The sequence below is a fragment of the Staphylococcus simulans genome, assembly GCF_025561465.1.
GTDB classification, from domain to species: Bacteria; Bacillota; Bacilli; order Staphylococcales; family Staphylococcaceae; genus Staphylococcus; species Staphylococcus simulans.
In genome coordinates this window covers 1,030,599-1,049,384 of the sequence record NZ_CP095100.1, presented here as the reverse complement: position 1 = coordinate 1,049,384, position 18,786 = coordinate 1,030,599, and the positions used below count along the sequence as shown (strand labels likewise).

Annotated in this window: 21 protein-coding genes; 7 read left to right on the top strand and 14 right to left on the bottom strand. The window is 34.6% G+C overall.

Annotated features, from left to right (window positions below; translation table 11 throughout):
* Positions 1-91: 91 nt before the first annotated feature.
* Together MUA87_RS04695 and MUA87_RS04690 are read right to left on the bottom strand one after the other, a co-directional pair.
* Positions 92-1,018 (bottom strand): manganese-dependent inorganic pyrophosphatase, encoded by a 927-nt coding sequence (locus tag MUA87_RS04695; protein ID WP_002481693.1) that lies wholly within the window; start codon positions 1,016-1,018, stop codon positions 92-94.
* Positions 1,019-1,093: 75 nt separating this feature from the next.
* Positions 1,094-1,645, bottom strand: a complete 552-nt coding sequence (locus MUA87_RS04690) for a cysteine hydrolase family protein (RefSeq protein ID WP_002481694.1) — start codon at positions 1,643-1,645, stop codon at positions 1,094-1,096.
* Positions 1,646-1,764: 119 nt separating this feature from the next.
* Here MUA87_RS04690 and MUA87_RS04685 point away from each other — a divergent pair, with 119 nt between their 5' ends.
* On the top strand, positions 1,765-2,883 hold the full coding sequence (locus MUA87_RS04685) for a glycosyl hydrolase family 28-related protein (protein ID WP_057510877.1): 1,119 nt from the start codon (positions 1,765-1,767) through the stop codon (positions 2,881-2,883).
* Positions 2,884-2,948: 65 nt separating this feature from the next.
* Here MUA87_RS04685 and MUA87_RS04680 read toward each other — a convergent pair whose 3' ends face one another.
* Positions 2,949-4,511 carry an SLC13 family permease gene (locus MUA87_RS04680; RefSeq protein ID WP_023015880.1) on the bottom strand — a complete coding sequence of 521 codons (1,563 nt, stop codon included), beginning with the start codon at positions 4,509-4,511 and terminating at the stop codon, positions 2,949-2,951.
* A 256-nt stretch (positions 4,512-4,767) separates the two neighbouring features.
* Positions 4,768-5,802 carry a 6-phosphogluconolactonase gene (gene pglS / locus MUA87_RS04675; RefSeq protein WP_262551345.1) on the bottom strand — a complete coding sequence of 345 codons (1,035 nt, stop codon included), beginning with the start codon at positions 5,800-5,802 and terminating at the stop codon, positions 4,768-4,770.
* Positions 5,803-5,969: 167 nt separating this feature from the next.
* Here pglS and MUA87_RS04670 point away from each other — a divergent pair, with 167 nt between their 5' ends.
* The gene (locus MUA87_RS04670; protein ID WP_023015882.1) at positions 5,970-6,380 is read left to right on the top strand and encodes a YolD-like family protein; all 411 of its coding nucleotides are present in this window, start codon (positions 5,970-5,972) and stop codon (positions 6,378-6,380) included.
* 72 nt (positions 6,381-6,452) lie between these two features.
* On the opposite strand, the gene MUA87_RS04665 is transcribed toward MUA87_RS04670, so the two are convergent.
* The gene (locus tag MUA87_RS04665; RefSeq protein ID WP_096754678.1) at positions 6,453-6,629 is read right to left on the bottom strand and encodes a hypothetical protein; all 177 of its coding nucleotides are present in this window, start codon (positions 6,627-6,629) and stop codon (positions 6,453-6,455) included.
* Between the two features lie 406 nt (positions 6,630-7,035).
* On the opposite strand from MUA87_RS04665, the gene MUA87_RS04660 reads away from it, so the two are divergent.
* The 3 genes from MUA87_RS04660 (at position 7,036) to MUA87_RS04650 (ending at position 10,125) form a co-directional block, all read left to right on the top strand.
* Positions 7,036-8,079 (top strand): C45 family autoproteolytic acyltransferase/hydrolase, encoded by a 1,044-nt coding sequence (locus tag MUA87_RS04660; protein ID WP_262551344.1) that lies wholly within the window; start codon positions 7,036-7,038, stop codon positions 8,077-8,079.
* Between the two features lie 294 nt (positions 8,080-8,373).
* Positions 8,374-9,423, top strand: coding sequence for an ABC transporter permease (locus tag MUA87_RS04655; RefSeq protein ID WP_262551343.1), 1,050 nt, complete (start codon positions 8,374-8,376; stop codon positions 9,421-9,423).
* 18 nt (positions 9,424-9,441) lie between these two features.
* Positions 9,442-10,125, top strand: coding sequence for an ABC transporter ATP-binding protein (locus MUA87_RS04650; RefSeq protein ID WP_023015884.1), 684 nt, complete (start codon positions 9,442-9,444; stop codon positions 10,123-10,125).
* 77 nt (positions 10,126-10,202) lie between these two features.
* Here the strand turns inward: MUA87_RS04650 and MUA87_RS04645 are convergent, their stop codons facing one another.
* The 3 genes from MUA87_RS04645 to MUA87_RS04635 form a co-directional block, all read right to left on the bottom strand.
* Positions 10,203-11,039 carry a DUF4097 family beta strand repeat-containing protein gene (locus MUA87_RS04645; protein WP_057510881.1) on the bottom strand — a complete coding sequence of 279 codons (837 nt, stop codon included), beginning with the start codon at positions 11,037-11,039 and terminating at the stop codon, positions 10,203-10,205.
* The gene (locus MUA87_RS04640) at positions 11,036-11,596 is read right to left on the bottom strand and encodes an HAAS signaling domain-containing protein (RefSeq protein ID WP_002481704.1); all 561 of its coding nucleotides are present in this window, start codon (positions 11,594-11,596) and stop codon (positions 11,036-11,038) included. Before MUA87_RS04640 ends, MUA87_RS04645 begins: the two co-directional genes overlap by 4 nt.
* Before the next feature lie 148 nt (positions 11,597-11,744).
* On the bottom strand, positions 11,745-12,230 hold the full coding sequence (locus tag MUA87_RS04635) for a hypothetical protein (protein WP_226956295.1): 486 nt from the start codon (positions 12,228-12,230) through the stop codon (positions 11,745-11,747).
* 221 nt (positions 12,231-12,451) lie between these two features.
* On the opposite strand from MUA87_RS04635, the gene MUA87_RS04630 reads away from it, so the two are divergent.
* The gene (locus MUA87_RS04630) at positions 12,452-13,015 is read left to right on the top strand and encodes a thioredoxin family protein (protein ID WP_156666806.1); all 564 of its coding nucleotides are present in this window, start codon (positions 12,452-12,454) and stop codon (positions 13,013-13,015) included.
* 50 nt (positions 13,016-13,065) lie between these two features.
* Here the strand turns inward: MUA87_RS04630 and pmtD are convergent, their stop codons facing one another.
* The 6 genes from pmtD to MUA87_RS04600 form a co-directional block, all read right to left on the bottom strand.
* Complete coding sequence (pmtD, locus tag MUA87_RS04625; RefSeq protein ID WP_057510883.1) at positions 13,066-13,794, bottom strand: phenol-soluble modulin export ABC transporter permease subunit PmtD; 729 nt, start codon at positions 13,792-13,794, stop codon at positions 13,066-13,068.
* The gene (gene pmtC, locus MUA87_RS04620) at positions 13,791-14,678 is read right to left on the bottom strand and encodes a phenol-soluble modulin export ABC transporter ATP-binding protein PmtC (protein WP_262551342.1); all 888 of its coding nucleotides are present in this window, start codon (positions 14,676-14,678) and stop codon (positions 13,791-13,793) included. The genes pmtD and pmtC overlap by 4 nt, the downstream gene beginning before the upstream one ends.
* Positions 14,679-14,700: 22 nt before the next feature.
* Positions 14,701-15,381 carry a phenol-soluble modulin export ABC transporter permease subunit PmtB gene (pmtB, locus tag MUA87_RS04615; RefSeq protein ID WP_060803978.1) on the bottom strand — a complete coding sequence of 227 codons (681 nt, stop codon included), beginning with the start codon at positions 15,379-15,381 and terminating at the stop codon, positions 14,701-14,703.
* Positions 15,378-16,268 carry a phenol-soluble modulin export ABC transporter ATP-binding protein PmtA gene (pmtA, locus tag MUA87_RS04610; RefSeq protein WP_023015889.1) on the bottom strand — a complete coding sequence of 297 codons (891 nt, stop codon included), beginning with the start codon at positions 16,266-16,268 and terminating at the stop codon, positions 15,378-15,380. The genes pmtB and pmtA overlap by 4 nt, the downstream gene beginning before the upstream one ends.
* The gene (gene pmtR, locus MUA87_RS04605; RefSeq protein ID WP_002481711.1) at positions 16,265-16,645 is read right to left on the bottom strand and encodes a PSM export ABC transporter transcriptional regulator PmtR; all 381 of its coding nucleotides are present in this window, start codon (positions 16,643-16,645) and stop codon (positions 16,265-16,267) included. The genes pmtA and pmtR overlap by 4 nt, the downstream gene beginning before the upstream one ends.
* Before the next feature lie 164 nt (positions 16,646-16,809).
* Positions 16,810-17,001, bottom strand: a complete 192-nt coding sequence (locus tag MUA87_RS04600; protein ID WP_002481712.1) for an SE1626 family protein — start codon at positions 16,999-17,001, stop codon at positions 16,810-16,812.
* Between the two features lie 192 nt (positions 17,002-17,193).
* Here MUA87_RS04600 and MUA87_RS04595 point away from each other — a divergent pair, with 192 nt between their 5' ends.
* Positions 17,194-18,489, top strand: a complete 1,296-nt coding sequence (locus tag MUA87_RS04595) for an aminotransferase class I/II-fold pyridoxal phosphate-dependent enzyme (RefSeq protein ID WP_023015890.1) — start codon at positions 17,194-17,196, stop codon at positions 18,487-18,489.
* The last annotated feature ends 297 nt before the right edge of the window (positions 18,490-18,786 follow it).

The window sequence follows — 18,786 nt, the reverse complement described above, 5'->3', positions numbered from 1 at the left end:
AAAGCAAGATGACACAATGAATGCTTGTTTGTTTATCATCTTAGCCCATTCCAGTTTAATCTATATTCATGTATAAACAGCGTCTAACTGCTTATGATAATGTTTCAGTGATTGGCGGTACGATTTGTTTCTTACGAGATACTACACCTGGTAAGAATGCTGTGTTGTTATCTAACTCAACACCAAATGCTTGCGCAATTTTATCTTTGTCTTCACCTAATACTAAGATAGCTGAATCACTATTTAAAATATCTGTCGCAACTAATACGAAGATATCATATTCAGCATTATTTAATGTTTCAGTGATAGCTTGTTCTAACTCAGCTTGACGGCCTAAAATTTCATTTAAGTCTACTGTGTTAACTTGGCCGATACGTACTGTGTAATCACCCATGTTGAATGATTTTGCATCTGCATTGATTAATTCAACTGCTGTTTTATTCAATGTAGAAGCACCTGCTTTTAACATTTCTAAACCGTATTCTTGTGCATCTACACCAGCAATTTTTTCTAATGCTTTTGCTGCGTCTTTATCTTGCTCAGTGCAAGTTGGTGATTTGAATAATAAGCTGTCTGAAATGATGGCAGATAACATTAAACCAGCGATTTCCGGTTTGATATCAAAGCCTTTTTCATTGAACATTTTGTATAAAATTGTTGCTGTGCAACCTAGTGGTTCTGCACGGTAGCATAACGGACCAGCTGTGTGGAAGTTAGCGATTCTGTGGTGATCCACAACGTGGCGGATATTGGCACCTTCAATTGAATCTGCACTTTGTTGGAATTCGTTATGGTCTACTAAAATAACGTCTTTACCTGTTAAATCATCTGATAATAATTCTGGTGCTTCTACTTTAAAGTAATCTAAAGCATATTGCGTTTCAGGGCCCACTTCACCTAAGCGATATGCTTTCGCAGAAGTATTGCCGTTTAATTGTTCAAATTCAGCCATAATGATGGCAGAGTTAATTGCGTCTGTATCTGGACTTTTATGCCCGAAAATATAAGTACTTTCCATGTCCTGAGACACTCCTTGTCATTAATTATTGTAATTCATACCTATTTAATCCTATTTTATCACGAGTCTATTCTGTTATTCTACCTTCGCACCTAAGACATTTTTAAAATGTTCTAACGCAAAGTTATGACCTTCTGGATTAAACGATGCAACACCTTTTGTCGGTATAGTGATTGCATACCCTTTATTATAACCGGAAATAGCTGTATGCAGTACACAAATATCTGTACATACACCAACAATTTCGATTTCAGTAATACCGCGTTCACGTAATAAACTATCTAAAGGTGTACCAAAGAAAGAATCGTAGCGGCGTTTATCTAAATAATGCACATGTTCATGTGATTCAATTTTTTCATAAACATCTTTAACTTTACCGTATAAATCTCTTCCTGAAGTGCCTTCGATATTATGCGGCGGGAATAATTTACTTTCTGGATGATACGGATCGTTTTCATAATGCAGATCCATCATGACAAAGATTGCTTCCCCTTCTTTATCATACGCTTCCATACGTTCTGCGATAAAATTGTCTAGCGCCTGACCAGGTTCTCCACAAGTCAACTTGCCGTCCGGTGCGACAAAATCATATGAATAATCTACAACAATTAAAGCTTTTTTTGCCATAATGCGTTACCCCCAATTTTGTGATATCTTGTTAATTAATAGGATAACCTAAATTTGACAAATTATCGAGTTTACCCCGTTTTATACAACTAATGAAATAAAGAAAGCAGGTCAAAACCATGTTGATATACCCAACTGAATTCGGATTAACAGGTCAAAATAAACATAAGGATACAAAAGCATTACAGCATGCATTAAATCTCGCAAAACAACATCCAGGCAGTATGATTTTTGTGCCGAAAGGAGAATTTCATGTCAAACGTGCCTTAACGATTTATGAAGGCACGACACTATTCTTACATGAAGAAGCAATTATTAAGCGTCAAGGCAAAGATGCATTACTTAAAAATGGGATGCGAAATGGACTTTATCATGGTTATACCGGCAATAGCCATATCACAATTATCGGCGGTACATTCGATATGAACGGCAGTCGTATTCCAGACAACAACACTGCGATGTGCTTAGGTCACGCACAAAGTATTGTATTATATAATATTCGCTTCAAAGACATCGTCGGCGGTCACGCAATTGATGCATGCGGTGTTGAAGATACGCTGATCACACGCTGCAGTTTTGAAGGCTTTTTAGATATTGATGGTGATCGCAGCTTTTCTGAAGCAATACAACTTGATATTCAAGTACCAGGTGCTTTCCCTAAATTCGGAACGCGAGATGGTACAATTACAAGAAACACTATGGTTTCTGAATGCTATTTCGGTCCTTCAGAAACACCAGGCTTCAAGAGTTGGAATCGCGCAATCGGTTCACATGCAACACGTCACAATCAGTTTTATCACGATATTTTTATCTATCGCAACACATTCCATCAGACACAAGATTTTGCGTTGACACCTTTTAAAGCACACAGCTTATATATCATGGACAATCATTTCTTAAATTGTGCTGGCGGCGTGCGTTTTTTAGGCACGAAAGATGATAAAAACACTGCAGATGTACTGACTGGACAACGTATGGGAGCTCAAGGCGGTCGTGAACTTTATATTATTAATAACCAGTTTGAAGGGCCTATGACCAAAGACGCGATTCATATTCGCGGTTACTATAATACGCAGCACAAAGATGTATTAATTGCTGAGAATCAGTTTGATACATCACAAACTTTAACATTGCATGATATTGATGGTCTGTATTTAGATCAACCAGAACTAAAACCTGCACAAATCAAACGTCGCAACCTTTCACACATCTATCAATCACCAACACTTAAATCATAATTAAAATCAACATAAAAGAAGGAGATAGGTTTAAAGTACAATACTTTAGCCTATCTCCTTTATTATTATTTAAGTGGTTTTAATGGTTCGCTAATATCTATACCTAATGCATATGGCATTAAGAAATAAACTACTAATATAATGAGAACTGCACTAATTAAGTTGACCCAGAAGCCGACACTTGCCATTTTCTTAATAGAAATCAAACCTGTCCCGAAGACAATGGCGTTCGGTGGTGTACCGACTGGCATCATGTAAGCACAGTTTGAAGCCATTGCGGCTGGCACCATTAATAATAATGGGTGCACGCCGATTGCGACAGATAGTGTTGCTAAAATTGGTAAAATCATAGTCGCAGTCGCTGTATTGGATGTAACTTCTGTTAAGAATAACACAAACATAGTGATTACAATCACGATGAGTAAAGGACTGACACCATTTAATGCTGTCAATTGTGCACCTAACCATTTCGCTAAGCCGCTCTCTGAAATACCTTTTGCTAGAGCTAAACCGCCTCCGAATAAGATCAGTACGCCCCATGGCAATTCTTTCGCAACTTCCCAGTCAATAATGCGTTTGTATTTTTTATTATTTTTAGCTGGAATAATGAATAATAAAATTGAGACGAACATCGCAATCGTACCATCTTGAACAAGTGAGGTCGGTCCCCATTGTTTGAGTAAAAACTCTCTGATAATCCATAAAATACTTGCTGTGGTAAAGACAGTGAAAACAACTTTCTCTTCAAATGTGACTTTGCCTAATTCTTTCAACTTGGTTTTGATTAAATCATCACCGCCAGGCAAATGTTTCAATTCTTGTTTAAAGGCAACAAAACGTAAGTAAACCCAAGCCAAGAATAATAAGATAATAACTGTCGGAATACCAATCAACATCCATTTCGCAAAGCTGATTTCTTCACCGAATGCTGTATGGTATTGCCCTTTCAAAATAATTAAAGGCGGTGTTCCAATCAATGTTCCCATACCGCCAATCGTTCCTGCATAACCGATCGCAAGGACTAATGACTTTTCAAATTTAGATAAATTGTGTTTATGATGTTCTTTATCGTTCAAAGCTTTCGCTTCTGCGATAATCGCTAAGCCGATTGGAATCATAATCATTACTGCTGCTGTATTAGATACAAACATTGATAAGCCGCCAGTTGCTAACATAAAGCCTAATAAAATTTTCCCAGTACTTGTTCCGATACTATTGATAATAATTAAAGCTACGCGTGTATGTAAGTTCCATCTTTCCATCGCAATCGCAAGCACGAAGCCGCCTAAGAATAAGAAAATAATATCATTACCATATTCAGAAGTAACTTGTGCAGGATCCATGACATGACCTATCGGCATCAGCACTAATGGCATTAAGCTGGTTGCCGGAATAGGAATCGCTTCTGTAATCCACCACACCGCAATCCATGCAGTACTTGCTAAAACGAAAACCCCTTGATGTGATAAACCTTCAGGATGTACAAACATTAAAATCAACGCAAAGAGTACAGGTCCTAAAATCAAACCTATTAATTGGCCTAAGTTATAAGATTTTTGTTTCTTTGGTTGAGAAAAGAATGTCAGACGTCCCGGTATGCGAAAAGTTGTTTGATGTGAATGACGCATAACCAATCCCCCCTTGAATTCAACATGTTTTACTTTAAATCAATCGAAAATTAAATCTGATACTGATTTAAAGCACCCCTGTACATGTTGTTTTTTTAATTTTATCACAAAAATCCGTATATTTAACCAAAATCATGCAAACGGTTACATAACCTTTTATAATTCATATGATAAATAATTCTTATAACAATTCCATAAAAAAACCAGCATCTGTCAAAAGATGCTGGTTACTCTATACATTTACAACTGTTTTACTTTAATCAAAAATGACACAGACACCTTCTGCAGCGTGTTGTTTGTCATCTGTTAATGTCAGTTGACCTGTTTCTTTATTACGTTTTAAAACAGTCACTGGAGAATCCCCTTCTTGATGTGCACATACAATATATTGATCATCATCTGAAATATTGAAGTCACGTGGGAATTCACCGCCAGTTTTCACGATTTCAACTAATTTTAATGCGTCACCTTTGTCGCTGACTTCGAATACTGCAATACTGTCGTGACCACGGTTGCTGACATATAAGAAACGTTGGTCATGAGATAAATGTACTGCAGCTAGTTTCGTTGCTTCTCTGAAGTCATCTGGAATCGTTACATAAACACCTACTTCTTCAAAATGGCCGTCATCATATTTGGTAACACTCACTTTATTTGAAAGTTCATGTACAACATATGCATAAGGTTGATTTTCATGGAATGCGATATGGCGTGGGCCATAACCTGCAGTAAATTCAGATACCGCTACTTCATGATAGCCTTCTTCATCATATGTGTAGCTGACTACTCTGTCTGTACCTAAATCGCATGCAGCAACATATTTTTTATCTGGAGTTTGTTGCACATAATGGACATGTGCATGTTCTTGACGTTCATGCGGGCCTGTCGGATATTTATGTTCCAACTCTTCAATTAAACGTACAACTTCACCTGTTGCTGCATCTAATTCGTATAAACGTAAAAGTCCTGCACCATAGACCGCTTCAAATAAATAATTGCCATCTTCTGATACAGAAATATAACATCCTGTGCCTTCGACAGAGTCTAAGCATTTATTAAGTAAAGTCAATGTGCCGTCATTTTCAACTCTAAAACTTGCGACACCGCAGCGTTCGCCTTCTTTCGTAATCGCATATAAAAATTGATTGTGGCGTGCAATAAACGTAGAAGCCTCAATTTCATAGGCAGTCGCAACTTCAGTGACTGCTGCTTTGTCTTCGTCTAATACGAAGCGGTAAATCCCTTTACCCTCTTTCTTTGTGTAAGATCCAATATAACCTGATTTCGTCATATTATTACCTCCTCATCTTACCTCCTATTGTACGGGATTATTCTGAAAAATGATAATAGTTCAATTCTGAAACGGTTTTCTTCTGCTAAACTATTAATTACAGTTGAAAATACGAACAAGTGTTCGTATAATGAAATTATCAACTCTTACTCAAGCAGGTGATAGTGATGGAAACGTCTAAAGAAGAAACAGATTATCGAAAAATTCCACGGGAGGAGCTCGATGCGAATATCCCGATGGGCAGAGGCATGGTGAAATGGGCACCTTTTGCGACATTGCCCGAACAGTTTGAACGTCTGCATCAATATGCGGTAGATCAAACTAAGATAGAACGCCCTATTTTATCTGAAGATCAAATTCATGAATTGAACCAACAGATTCATATCGCATTTCAAGAACAATGTCCCATTCGTGTGCGCTACTTTAAAGGAGGTTGGATACAAACTATCAAAATGATGCCAGACAAAATCAATTACTTAGATCAAGTCTTAATCGGTATCAATTTGAAACAACAGCAGCAAATTAAACTTTCTTTGCTTGATATTGTCCAAATCACATTATGTCGTAACGCTTCTTAGCCTTTTAGACTCATGAAAAAAGCACTTGCTGAATTCAACTCAGCAAGTGCTTTTACATTAATTCTATTACAATTAATTACTGTTGCCTGATTCAATATCAGCAACGATTTCTTTTGTTCTTCTTTCGATATCTTCAAAGTCTTTCTTGAAGATGAAAGCAAATACAGCCACACCTACGCCAACTACAACTGACACGATAAGTGCTAAACTGAAGAAGAATTTAAAAAAGCCTTTAATAAAGTCTAACATTTTGATTTCACCTCTATAAAAATAATCGCCTGCATGCTCTAATAATAGCATACTTAAATTGGTCATTAAAACATATACCCTATATTAAAAAAGCTAAAGCATGTCTAAAGCCATTATACTAAAAAGAGGCTAACCGAAAAAGGTTAACCTCTTAAAATCACAAGAATTACGTATTACGCGCCTCTCCACCATCTGTAAACAGCGGCATATGCTTTATTATAATAATCTTGTACCATATGAATCACCTCTAAACGTAATCTATCTTCGTTTCAAGTGACATTTACAAACCGTATTTACAGTTTTTTCTCTACATATATATTATAATATGGTTTGATTTCCCAAGTCTATTAATAAATAATTACATTCTTGTAACATTATCAAGAGAAACATTAAGGGGTTATTTTGAATGCAAAAAGTACACTCAGATATTATGACATTTCGAGGATCACATTATGATTTAGGTGTTGAAACAGGCAAGTGGATGAAAACAACTAAACTCATGCAAAATAGAGAAAAAGAATGGAAGAAACGCTTACCACGCTTTGATATCGATGTTAATGAAACACATGCAATCTTCCAACAATATGCACCGCAAATTTGGGAAGAATTAATGGGTATGCGTGAAGTGCTTGAGTTACCGATTAGACAAATTGTTTTTAATTTTGCACATTATCGCTTTACACCTATTAAGAAAGACAGCGGCTGTACAGTCTTTCTTGGCGACAATTATTTAGTGCGCAATTATGACTATCACCCTGCCACATATGATGGTCGCTATTTATTATATGAACCAAATGACGGTGGATTAGCCCAAATTGGTCCTACTTCTCGCGTCACAGGCAGAATGGATGGGCTTAATTCTGCGGGTCTCGCTATGGGCTATAATTTTATGCATCGTAAACATCCGCAAGACGGGTTTGTCTGTTATATGATTGGACGCTTAATTTTAGAACTTTGTCGTGATACAGATGAAGCCATTCGTTTATTAAAAGAAATTCCTCATCGTAGTTCATTCAGTTATATTATGATGGATAAACATAATCAACACGCGATTGTAGAAGTGACACCTAGAGGTCTAGATGTACGTTATGATTGTACGTGTACTAACCATTTCAAGTTGCTGACGCATGAAAATCGTAACTACACCAAAGAATCTAAAGCACGATTAGCTAAAACTTTAAAACAAACAGATATCTATATGGATAAAATGAAAGCTTTTCAAGTTTTTAATGATCCGCAATATGAAATTTACAGTAAGCTCTTCAGCAGCTGGTCTGGTACTATTCATACATCTATGTATCAACCAGAAACAATGAAAGCTTGGATCAGTTTAGGCGAAAATCAAACACCTGTATGCATTGATTTTAATCAATGGCTTAACCACAACGAACTAGATATTACCTCTCTTCATGGCGAAATTGATACAGACATTGCCTTCGCATCTGAATAATAGATTAAAAGCGGAAAGACACTGTGCTAAAGTCTTTTCGCTTTTATTTTTATCTGCTCTATTAGAAAAAACAAGACTTTACTTGATTTAAGAATATCTTGAAATTCTTTATCTCAATCTAAATTAACTCCCAACCCACTTCTTTTATTAAAAGTATTCGCAAAAAAAGTTTGATACATTTTGTTTTATTTTTCATATTTGAGTTATATAAGTTATAATTGATTAATTAAGTTGATAGTCTTCAATCATAATCAACTCAACATTCAAAATTAAATACTCGAGAGGAGTTCTCCTATGTTTTTAGCTTGGAACGAGATGAAACGAAATAAATTAAAATTCGGATTAATCATCGGTGTGCTGATTATGATCAGTTACCTGCTCTTTTTACTTTCAGGCCTTGCGAGCGGTTTAATTAATATGAACCGTGAAGGTATAGATAAATGGCATGCAGATGCGATTGTCTTAAATAAAGATGCGAATCAAACTGCCGCTCAATCTGTCTTCGATACAAAAGAAACAAAAAATACATTTAAAGAATCCGCGTTACTCAAACAATCTGCCGTTATTGTTTCTAATGGTCAAAAAGAAGAAAATGCCCTCTTATTCGGCGTATCCAAACAATCATTCTTAATTCCTAAATTACTAGAAGGACATAAATTTAATAAAGATAATGAGGTCATCGCAGATGAAACTTTAAAAGATAAAGGCTTTAAAATCGGCGATAAATTATCTTTATCCCAATCAGATGAAAAGCTGAAAATTGTTGGATTTACGGAAAGCGCAAAATATAACGCATCACCTGTATTATTCGGTAATTATAATACAATTCAAAGTATCAACCCGAAATTAACCAAAGATAAAACGAATGCTGTGGTGGTTCGTGACAAAGATTGGAAAGATAAATCACTCAATTCTGATTTAGAAGCGGTCAGCATTGAAAACTTCGTTGAAAATTTACCTGGTTACACTGCACAAAATCTGACACTTAACTTTATGATTACTTTCTTATTTATTATTTCAGCAACAGTCATCGGTATTTTCTTATATGTCATTACACTTCAAAAAACAAACTTATTCGGTGTATTGAAAGCACAAGGTTTCACAAATGGTTACTTAGCTAAAGTCGTTTTAGCACAAACCTTTATGATTTCTTTAATCGGTACATTAATCGGGTTAGCACTGACACTAATCACAGGTGCCTTTTTACCGAATGCTGTGCCTGTCGCATTTAATCCTGTGACATTAATCATCTATGGACTTGTCTTGATTGTTGTATCACTCATTGGAAGTCTGTTCTCTATTTTAACGATCCGTAAAGTAGACCCATTAAAAGCCATTGGATAAAAAGGAGTGAAAATACTAATGTTAGAGTTTAAAGACGTCACGAAGCGTTTTAAAGATGGTAATAAAATTATCGAAGCTGTTAAACCAACGACAGTACAATTTAATAAGACCGAACTCGTCGGCATCATCGGCCCCTCTGGATCAGGAAAAAGTACGTTCTTGACGATGGCCGGAGCATTACAAACACCGACTGAAGGTGAAATTTATGTGAATGGCCAAGCCATTACACATCTTTCTCAAAAACAATTAGCACATACGCGTATGAACGAAATCGGCTTTATCTTGCAAGCCACAAATTTAGTTCCTTTCTTAACAGTCAAACAGCAATTTACCTTGTTGAAAAAACAAAAGAAAGATGTGCTAAGTGATGAAGCACTGACTAACTTATTAGAACGATTAGGTTTAAGTGAAGTTCAAAATAAGCTGCCAAGCGAAATTTCTGGCGGTCAGAAACAACGCGTTGCGATTGTCAAAGCATTGTATACAAATCCATCTATTATCTTAGCTGATGAACCTACCGCTTCACTAGATACTGAAAATGCGATGGAAGTCATGAACATCTTAAAGAAAGAAACCAAGGAATTAAATAAAACCTGTCTTGTCGTAACACACGATGAACGTTTAATGAAATTCTGCGATAAAGTATACCAAATGGAAGACGGCGTTTTAGCACAACAACAAACAGAATCCAGCACATTATAATTGAATAGAAATATAGACAAAGAAAAACGATTTTCATCTAACATTTGATGAAAATCGTTTTTTTGTTGAAACGTTCATTATTCGATTGTGATATTACCTTTATTCGTATAGAATTCTAAAACATTTTCACCCTTACCGACTTTATCATTTTTAAAGTGAGGATTTTTTACCAACTTCTTACCTTCAGCAGGGTTTAATCTTAACAGTGTATCTTTCGGCGGGTGTAAATAGCTTAACGTAATATTGCCACTTTTCGTTGAGGCTTTAATATCACAAGAATTCGCCATCTTTGAGAAATTGATATGACCCGTACCTAATATAAAAATACTTTCTTTTACTAATGAATGATCTCCACTGATACCGCCAGAATGAATTTTGAAATTGCCGTTTTTTAACGTACTATTTTCAAATGCCAACTTACTGCTCTCTGATTTCATATCTACACTTTCCAACTTGGAATCTTTAATATGTACATCTGAAATGTTATTCCAAATTGTGGTTGTCGCAGCTTGTACACCATCCAATTTAATTGCGCCGATATCTGTTGAAATATTAATATCATTTAATTGTTTCTTTGGTACCTCGACAATCATTTCTTGTTTCGTTCTTTTGTATGGATTAATATTAGGCGCTATTTCATCCTTTTTATCTTCAGAAATTTTGAGGATATGATTATGTTCTGAGAAATTAATAGGACGTTGTCCCTTATATTTAAGCTTCAATTCCTTACCTTGTACAATTTTGATGTCTGCACGATTGCCGCTGATTGAAATATCTTGAATGTCTTTATTATGAAATGTCTTTTCAACACGCTCCTCTGGCAAATTACTTTGATCATGAACAAACCAGACTAAAGTGCCGAGTGAGAAGAAAGCAACAAACGTAATCATGCCAATTAATAAAAGTTTTCTCATGCGCTTATGCTCCCTCTAATCAATTTCAAATTCCAACGTAAATACTTCAGAATTAATTTATAAATCACTTCAACCAACTTGAAGATAAAGACAATAAAGATAATTCCAAGACCTGTGTAACTAAAGGCAAATAGGAAATCGCTGAAAACAAATTGTGAAAATCCGCTCATCACATTCGCTACAAACAAAATGATTGGAGATAATAAAAGTACGAGCGAAGCAAGCAATAATATAATCATAAATATAACCACAAAGAATAATGGAATCAATATGATAATTAAAGATAAAATGCCTAGACCTAACGTAGCGAGAACAGCTTTGGTGACATTTTGTGCGTTCGGCGCATATTCAGCATTCTTGATAGCTTTTTGCGCATAAATTTCTTTCGCTATTTTTTTCGGGCTTTCCATTTCATTTAGAATATCGTGTTCTGAGCGCCCTTCTCTTTCACCTTCGTAGAACACATCTTCGTATTCATACATAATTTTATCTTTTTCGTCTCTAGGCAACCATCTTAATTCACTTTCTAAATCATTTAAAAATGTAATTTTATTCACAATGGCCACCTCCAAAATCTACTTGAATTATACTTTAACTTGCAAAGCTTTTAAAATGTTTCCCCTTTGGCCTAAAGAAAATATTATCTTATGTAAAAAGATGGCCGCTTAAATTGCCTTTCAAGTACGCCATCTTTAATTAGAATTCTCATTTGAAATATTCAATTCGTTTAATTTCATCATCTTGATATAAGACTTTAAGTTTTAAATGATTTTCTTTATCAACGTAATTCAACGTTTTATAACCATTCTTACCTTCTGTTAATTGGTAACTGCTGCCTAGTGCTTGAATGACATCGCTGATATCATCTCCTACTTTAAAGCCCATGTTCGTTTCAATTTGTTTATCCTTAATAACAACCATTCCATTAATTTTATGATGTGCCTTATCAACTTTCACCACAAAATTAGGATGCTTATCATTGTAATAAAACGCAAAGCGGTCGACTTGAATATTATGATTTTCATTAAAACCCTTTGGATTAAATGATTGATTCATCTTCATGTTGTTAATTGTCATTTCTGATAAATCAACTGATTTTGTACTACTCATATACCCTGAAATCAATAAAGTTATTACACTTATCGTTGAAAACATAAGTACTGCGACTAATTTATACTTCAAAAGAATCACTCCTTTTTACTGCTCTTTCGTATGTATTTTTCGCACATATTTATCATACTACTATTTTTAGAAATTGCACGGTGCTATTTCACTTATATATTACTTTTTCTTCAAAATATATTAACTACATTTGCAACACTATATAATCTTTAGAATTTTCACAACCTTTCCTTTTAATTCCGAATCATTTGTTGATATAATATTATCAATTAACAAAGGGGGTTTTATCGATGACAAAATTAGAAACATATTTTCAAAATGCTCAAGATTTAGATACGTATATCTCTGAGATGAAAGAAAATCAAGAAGGTCTACTTAAGATTTATGAAAGTTTTACAGTACCTGAAGATGATTCACGTATCGAACAAATCAAGCAAAAGTCATATCGTAAAGTACTCGCAATTTCTGAAGATTGGTGTGGGGATGCCATGATGAATATTGCGATCTTAAAACATATCAGCGAATTGTTAGACCTCGAAGTACGCGTCTTTCATAGAGACCAAGACACAGACTTGATTGATCAATATTTAACGAATGGTAAAGCACGTGCGATTCCAATTTTCGTATTCTTAAATGATCAATACGAACAAGAAAATGTATGGGGCCCACGCGCAAAAGCTGCACAAGTCTTCGTTGAAGAAACTAGAAAAAAATTACTTCCAGATAAAGATGATGAAAATTATGATGAAGCCGTACAACAAGCTCATGTTGTCATCAGCAACCGCTTCAAAACAGATTCAAATCTTTGGAAAGAAGTTTACAACTCTATCATGAACAAATTACTGAACCCATAATAAAACTGCCGGAAGCTAGAGTACATGAACTAGCATTCCGGCTTTTTTGATTAAATATCTTTTTTTGTAATGTATAGCGTATTAGCAACAAATAAGACAACAATCGAAGCCGCTGAAATAAACCATTGCCAATTACTGAATTTGAAGTCCCCTGTCGTTGTTTTGTTCGTTAAATAACTGAAAGGAATATACTTCAATGCTTTTTGGATATCATCACCAATTTTTGGAATCATAGGTAGAAATGGTTCCGCAAATGGCACAATCAAAACTAAGAATATACCTAAAGCATAAATCAATGCTGGTTTTGGCACGATTAACGCTACCAAGAATAACAACAGACCAAAGAATAATAAGAAAATAAAGTAGAACCATAAAATCTGCAACATCTTCTCATCTTTCACATCAGGTCCTTTTGTAACGGCTTGAATAATTAAAACAAGCACATCTAAAAGCACTGTGATTAAAATCGCGATAAATGCGATAGATAAGACTTTCGCAATAAAATACTTTATACGATTGCTCGTTTTGTTTAAATATAATTGAATCGTACCTTGAGAGATATCTCTTGTGATTGTTTTAATCATAAACAGTAATCCAACTATAGAGAAGAACCAGCTACCCATGGCCATAATAATATCTCCATCTACTTTATGCATTTGTTGATTAATCAATGCTGTCATCCCGATAATTGGAAGTAATGTTAAAATAAGTGCTAAATACGTTAATGGACTTCTTAAGATACTGATAATGTCATGTTTTACGAGTTGGAATAGATTCACTTTTTCTCACCTCTTTGATTAATATTGAAGTACGTATCACGTAATGATTGTTTACGTGTTTCAATGTATTCTGGGAAGACGTCTAATCCTGCAAGTCCTTTTAATAATTCTTTGTAATCTTTGATTGATTTTAATGAAATTTCACCAGAATCTTTATGACTTTGTAAGATACTGAAATGAATCGTCAAATAATCTAAAACCTCTTTAAATTTCTCATCTGATAAGTCTTTTCCTAATTCCAAGACTGTCACATCTGTCGGTGTCCCTTTCGCCATATCCACATCTTGTACAAAATGGCCATCTCTTAAGAACACTGCACGGTCACAAATTAATTCAATGTCTTCTAATTTATGACTCGAAATCAAAATTTTCATATCTAACTCTTTAACTAATCGCTGAATGGTCTCAAGCACATCAATTGAACCATCTGGATCCATACCGTTTGTCGGTTCATCTAAAATTAAATATTTCGGTTTATTCATCAATGACACTGCAATCGCAAGTTTTTGTTTCATACCCATAGAGTATTTTTTGACTTTCTTTTTGATATAAGGCGCCATGCCGAATGCATCAATAATACTTTGTGCATAAGCTTTGTCGTAGCCTTTACCTAAGACTTGCGCAAAGGTTTTCAAATTATATAAGCCTGATTTATTATCATAAAGTTTAGGGTGCTCAATTAAATAACCGACGCGTTCATCAGGACCTAAATTTACCTTTCCTGAGTAATTAATAATGTTGCCGTTCATGACTTTCATTAATGTCGTTTTACCTACACCGTTTTTCCCAATCAAACCGACAATACGGCTTTGATCAAATTTAAAATCAATATTATCTAATACCTTGTTAGAACCGTATTGTTTTGTAATATGTTCAAGTTTCATCAAAAGACCTCCTTTTAAATGACTATTGATTTGAATTAATTTTTTTAAGCTGATAAAAATATGTTCCTACAAAAATTACGATACATAATAAGCCAGACCAAAGCACAAACCTATTGATATAAACTTCCACCATCTTGTCTGACATCATATCAAAACGTTCTGTCACAACTGCGATCAACAAGAAACCAATTGCGATTAAAATCGGTACAACAATATTCGCAACAACGATATAGCCCCAATAAGGAATAAAATCCCTTCTGACTTCAGAACTTTTGGGGAAAGCGAGTGCGTGACCCAAAAGGTTAATTGCGATAAATGTCAAAGGCGTCATCAGTTCAATACTATTAATCTCTGCACCTTGCGGCACGTCATTATACACAATCAACACGATTGCACCTGCTAATGCTAACAAGAGTGTTGTTAAATAATGTGTATTTAACTGCTGACGTGCTGAAAAAGGTAAGCTGTGATTGAAGTAATAAGCTTTATTACCGCCTAATTTAAATTGCAATCTGAAGACTTGTCCGCTATCAAAAATAATGATAAACATAACAAGCGCCGCAAAGATATTTTTAATAATAACACTCCATACCGAATCACCTTTAATCAATGGCAATACAACTGGCGCAAGTATAATCATCAATGCATAAACAATTAAAGTATATTTTCTTAATAGTAAGTTTCTTTTGAGCAATGTCTTCATAACACTTCACCAAGCTTTGCTTCATCTAAGCCACCCTTTTCTACATTAACCATCAATTCTTCAATGGTCGGTTTAGAAATTTCTACTCGGTCACCAAAGATTTCTTTGAAAGCATCCGCTTCTTTCGTTAATCCTACATAACCCGTTTGTTTAATTTTCAAATTGATAATGTAACTTTTTAATTCCTCATCCAAATCTTCAACACTACCACGTATTAATTGGTAATCATCCAACAATACATATTTCGGTTCATTGAAGATAATTTGCCCATCTTTAAGATAAACAAGATGATCTGCGATTTTCTCAATATCTGAAATTATATGTGTTGAAAAGAAAACTGAAACATCTTCATTAATGAGTTCTTCTTGGATGATTTCTAGTACTTCATTTCTTGCGATAGGGTCTAATCCTGCTGTCGGTTCATCTAAAATGAACAACTTCGCATGATGACTGAATGCAATCGCAAAGGAAAGTTTCATCTTCATTCCTGTTGAAAACGACTTAATCTTCTTCTTAAGCGGAAGTTTAAATCGTTCTATGTAGTGGTGAAAAATATCATGATTCCAATTGCGATACATCGGTCCAATACATCGCTCTACTTTTTCGATTGTCCATTTTTCATTCAAATATAATTCCGAATAAATAAAACCGATTTGTTCTTTGATTTCTCTTTCTTGTTTCGGCATTTCATGTCCAAGCATTTCAATATATCCAGATTCTCGATGAATCAAGTTCATCAATAAACGAATAATGGTTGTTTTACCTGCACCATTAGCGCCAATGAAACCTGTCACATAACCTTTTGGAACATGAAATGAAATATCTTTAAGCTCGAAGTTTTTATGATGATACGAAAGTGACTGTACATCGATAGCTTTTTCTATCATTCATTTTCCTCCTCATAGATTAATGCTAAGATTTCATTCAACTCTTCAAGCGGCATACCGATTGTTTTTGCTTCTTTTACTAATGATTTCGTTAAATCTTCGATGACTATAAATTGCTTTTCTTTCAATATCGCATTGTCTTGCTCTTTAACGTAAGTACCCTTTCCCCTGATTGTGGTCACAAACCCATCTTTCTCCAAATCTTCATAAGCACGTTTGGTCGTAATTAAACTTACGCGTAAGTCTTTCGCAAGTTCTCTCATAGAGGGAAGATGATCACCGGGAGAAATATAACCTTTGAGTATATTTTCTTTAATCTGCTGCTTGATTTGTTCATATATCGGATATTCACTATTATTCTTAAGCAGTATTTTCATCTAACTTCCTCCCTAACTGTATATACACAGTATACACAGATACAACAGTTGTGTCTATGATTTTTACGTAATCTTTACATAATCACTCAAAAATCAGTCTTTTCTGTATATATTGTATATACACAGAAGCAATAAAAAAGTAACTGCACAATGCACTTGTACAGTTACTTTTTACGTTTATACTGTTCTCTTTTCTTCCGATCATTATTACGACTGATAAAAGCACAAATCATGAACATGATGGCCGCTAAAAACATTTTAATACTTGCGCCTTCATCTTCAATAAATTGAAAATAAGCACCAGCTAAAAACGCTAGAATTGCGATAATCACAAAAATTTTAGTCAAATGTTTCAATATTTTCACCTCAAATATAATCAGTATATCAAATAATTATTGGGTATTCATGGTTAGTTTTTCTATTTTTAAGGATACATTTAGAATAATCGACCATATTTTCTGAAAATCGTCGTTCTCTACTTTCTATTTAAGCTCATTCAAGATAATATAGTAATGTATGAAGACTTTAAAAAGTGAGGCGGAATTATTATGAATCCATTAGCGCTTGATTTAAATGAGCAACTTACACAATCTAACCCTGTGATATTGGACATGCTGTCTGACTTAGGTAAACACATGTTTTATCCTAAAGGCATTTTATCTCAATCAGCAGAAGCTAAAGCAACAAAGTATAACGCAACAATTGGTATGGCGACAGATGATAATGGAAAATTATACTCTGATACAATCTACGGTTTATACCAACATCTAGATCCAGATGAAATTTTCCCTTATGCGCCACCGCAAGGATTAGAAACATTACGTGCGTTATGGGAAGAAAAAATTCTAAAAGAAAATCCTGATCTAGAACAAAAACAAATTTCTAGACCTATCGTGACAAACGCATTAACACATGGCTTATCTATTTTAGCTGACTTATTCGTTAATGCTGGTGATACGTTATTATTACCTGTACAAAACTGGGGCAACTATAAATTAATTTTTAATACGCGTCATGGTGCTGATATTCAAACATATTCTATCTTTGATGAACAAAATCGCTACACAACTGATGGTTTTGTTGAAGCTTTAGAAAATTATGATCAAGACAAAGTCATCTTATTGTTGAATTACCCAAATAACCCAACAGGCTATACACCAACTGCAGATCAAGTTGATGTTATCGCTAAAGCAATTAAAGACTTAGCTGATCGCGGTACTAAGGTGATTACAATTGTTGATGATGCGTATTATGGTCTATTCTATGAAGATGTTTATACGCAATCATTATTCTCAGCATTAACACAGCTTGAATCAGAAAATATCTTACCGGTGAGATTAGACGGCGCAACTAAAGAATTCTTTGCTTGGGGCTTACGTGTCGGCTTTATTACTTTCGGTATTAATGATGAAATTACTAAAGCTGTCTTAGAAGCTAAAGTTAAAGGTTTAATCCGTAGTAATATCTCAAGCGGTCCTATGCCTTCACAAAGTGCAGTTCAATATGTATTGCAACCTGAACATCGTGAAGCGTTTGAAGCGGATGTGCAACGTCACATCGATACTTTACGCGAACGTTATGAAGTCACAAAATCAGTGGTATATGATGAGCAATTTAAAGCTTACTGGACACCTTATGATTTCAACTCTGGTTATTTCATGGCAATTCAAGTTAAAGGTGTTGATGCGGAAGCATTACGTAAACACTTAATCGAAGCATATTCTATCGGTACAATTGCTTTGAACAAAACTGATATCCGTGTTGCTTTCAGCTGTATCGAAAAAGACGATATCCCTCATGTGTTCGAATCTATCGCAAAAGGTATCGCTGACTTACAACAATAATAAATAATAAGCTAAACTCTGATCGACTGCTTAGTCCATCAGAGTTTTTTTATGTATGATCACTTAAAAAATGCGACTGTTATACTGTCTTAATATGAATTGTCAAAAAATCGCTATAATTTATATAACTCCTCTATTTTACAGTATTAACAGCCCAAAGCTTTGCAAGATTAAAATATAAAAGTATTATCTTGTAGTTGACACAATCAACTAACCGCATTATTATTAAAACATTCTCTAACTGTATAAGACTTTTGAAAAGATGTGATTTTGGTACATTAGTTCTTGAATTCTAAA

Bases quoted from the DNA above. Each gene is read 5' to 3' on its own strand.
- pmtB (WP_060803978.1), bottom strand. From the start codon at position 15,381: ATGAAGACATTGCTCAAAAGAAACTTACTATTAAGAAAATATACTTTA.
- MUA87_RS04680 (WP_023015880.1), bottom strand. From the start codon at position 4,511: ATGCGTCATTCACATCAAACAACTTTTCGCATACCGGGACGTCTGACA.
- MUA87_RS04665 (WP_096754678.1), bottom strand. From the start codon at position 6,629: ATGTTAGACTTTATTAAAGGCTTTTTTAAATTCTTCTTCAGTTTAGCA.
- MUA87_RS04690 (WP_002481694.1), bottom strand. From the start codon at position 1,645: ATGGCAAAAAAAGCTTTAATTGTTGTAGATTATTCATATGATTTTGTC.
- MUA87_RS04650 (WP_023015884.1), top strand. From the start codon at position 9,442: ATGTTAGAGTTTAAAGACGTCACGAAGCGTTTTAAAGATGGTAATAAA.
- MUA87_RS04660 (WP_262551344.1), top strand. From the start codon at position 7,036: ATGCAAAAAGTACACTCAGATATTATGACATTTCGAGGATCACATTAT.
- pglS (WP_262551345.1), bottom strand. From the start codon at position 5,802: ATGACGAAATCAGGTTATATTGGATCTTACACAAAGAAAGAGGGTAAA.
- MUA87_RS04695 (WP_002481693.1), bottom strand. From the start codon at position 1,018: ATGGAAAGTACTTATATTTTCGGGCATAAAAGTCCAGATACAGACGCA.
- MUA87_RS04670 (WP_023015882.1), top strand. From the start codon at position 5,970: ATGGAAACGTCTAAAGAAGAAACAGATTATCGAAAAATTCCACGGGAG.
- pmtR (WP_002481711.1), bottom strand. From the start codon at position 16,645: ATGAAAATACTGCTTAAGAATAATAGTGAATATCCGATATATGAACAA.
- MUA87_RS04630 (WP_156666806.1), top strand. From the start codon at position 12,452: ATGACAAAATTAGAAACATATTTTCAAAATGCTCAAGATTTAGATACG.
- MUA87_RS04595 (WP_023015890.1), top strand. From the start codon at position 17,194: ATGAATCCATTAGCGCTTGATTTAAATGAGCAACTTACACAATCTAAC.
- MUA87_RS04685 (WP_057510877.1), top strand. From the start codon at position 1,765: ATGTTGATATACCCAACTGAATTCGGATTAACAGGTCAAAATAAACAT.
- pmtA (WP_023015889.1), bottom strand. From the start codon at position 16,268: ATGATAGAAAAAGCTATCGATGTACAGTCACTTTCGTATCATCATAAA.
- pmtC (WP_262551342.1), bottom strand. From the start codon at position 14,678: ATGAAACTTGAACATATTACAAAACAATACGGTTCTAACAAGGTATTA.
- MUA87_RS04645 (WP_057510881.1), bottom strand. From the start codon at position 11,039: ATGAGAAAACTTTTATTAATTGGCATGATTACGTTTGTTGCTTTCTTC.
- MUA87_RS04655 (WP_262551343.1), top strand. From the start codon at position 8,374: ATGTTTTTAGCTTGGAACGAGATGAAACGAAATAAATTAAAATTCGGA.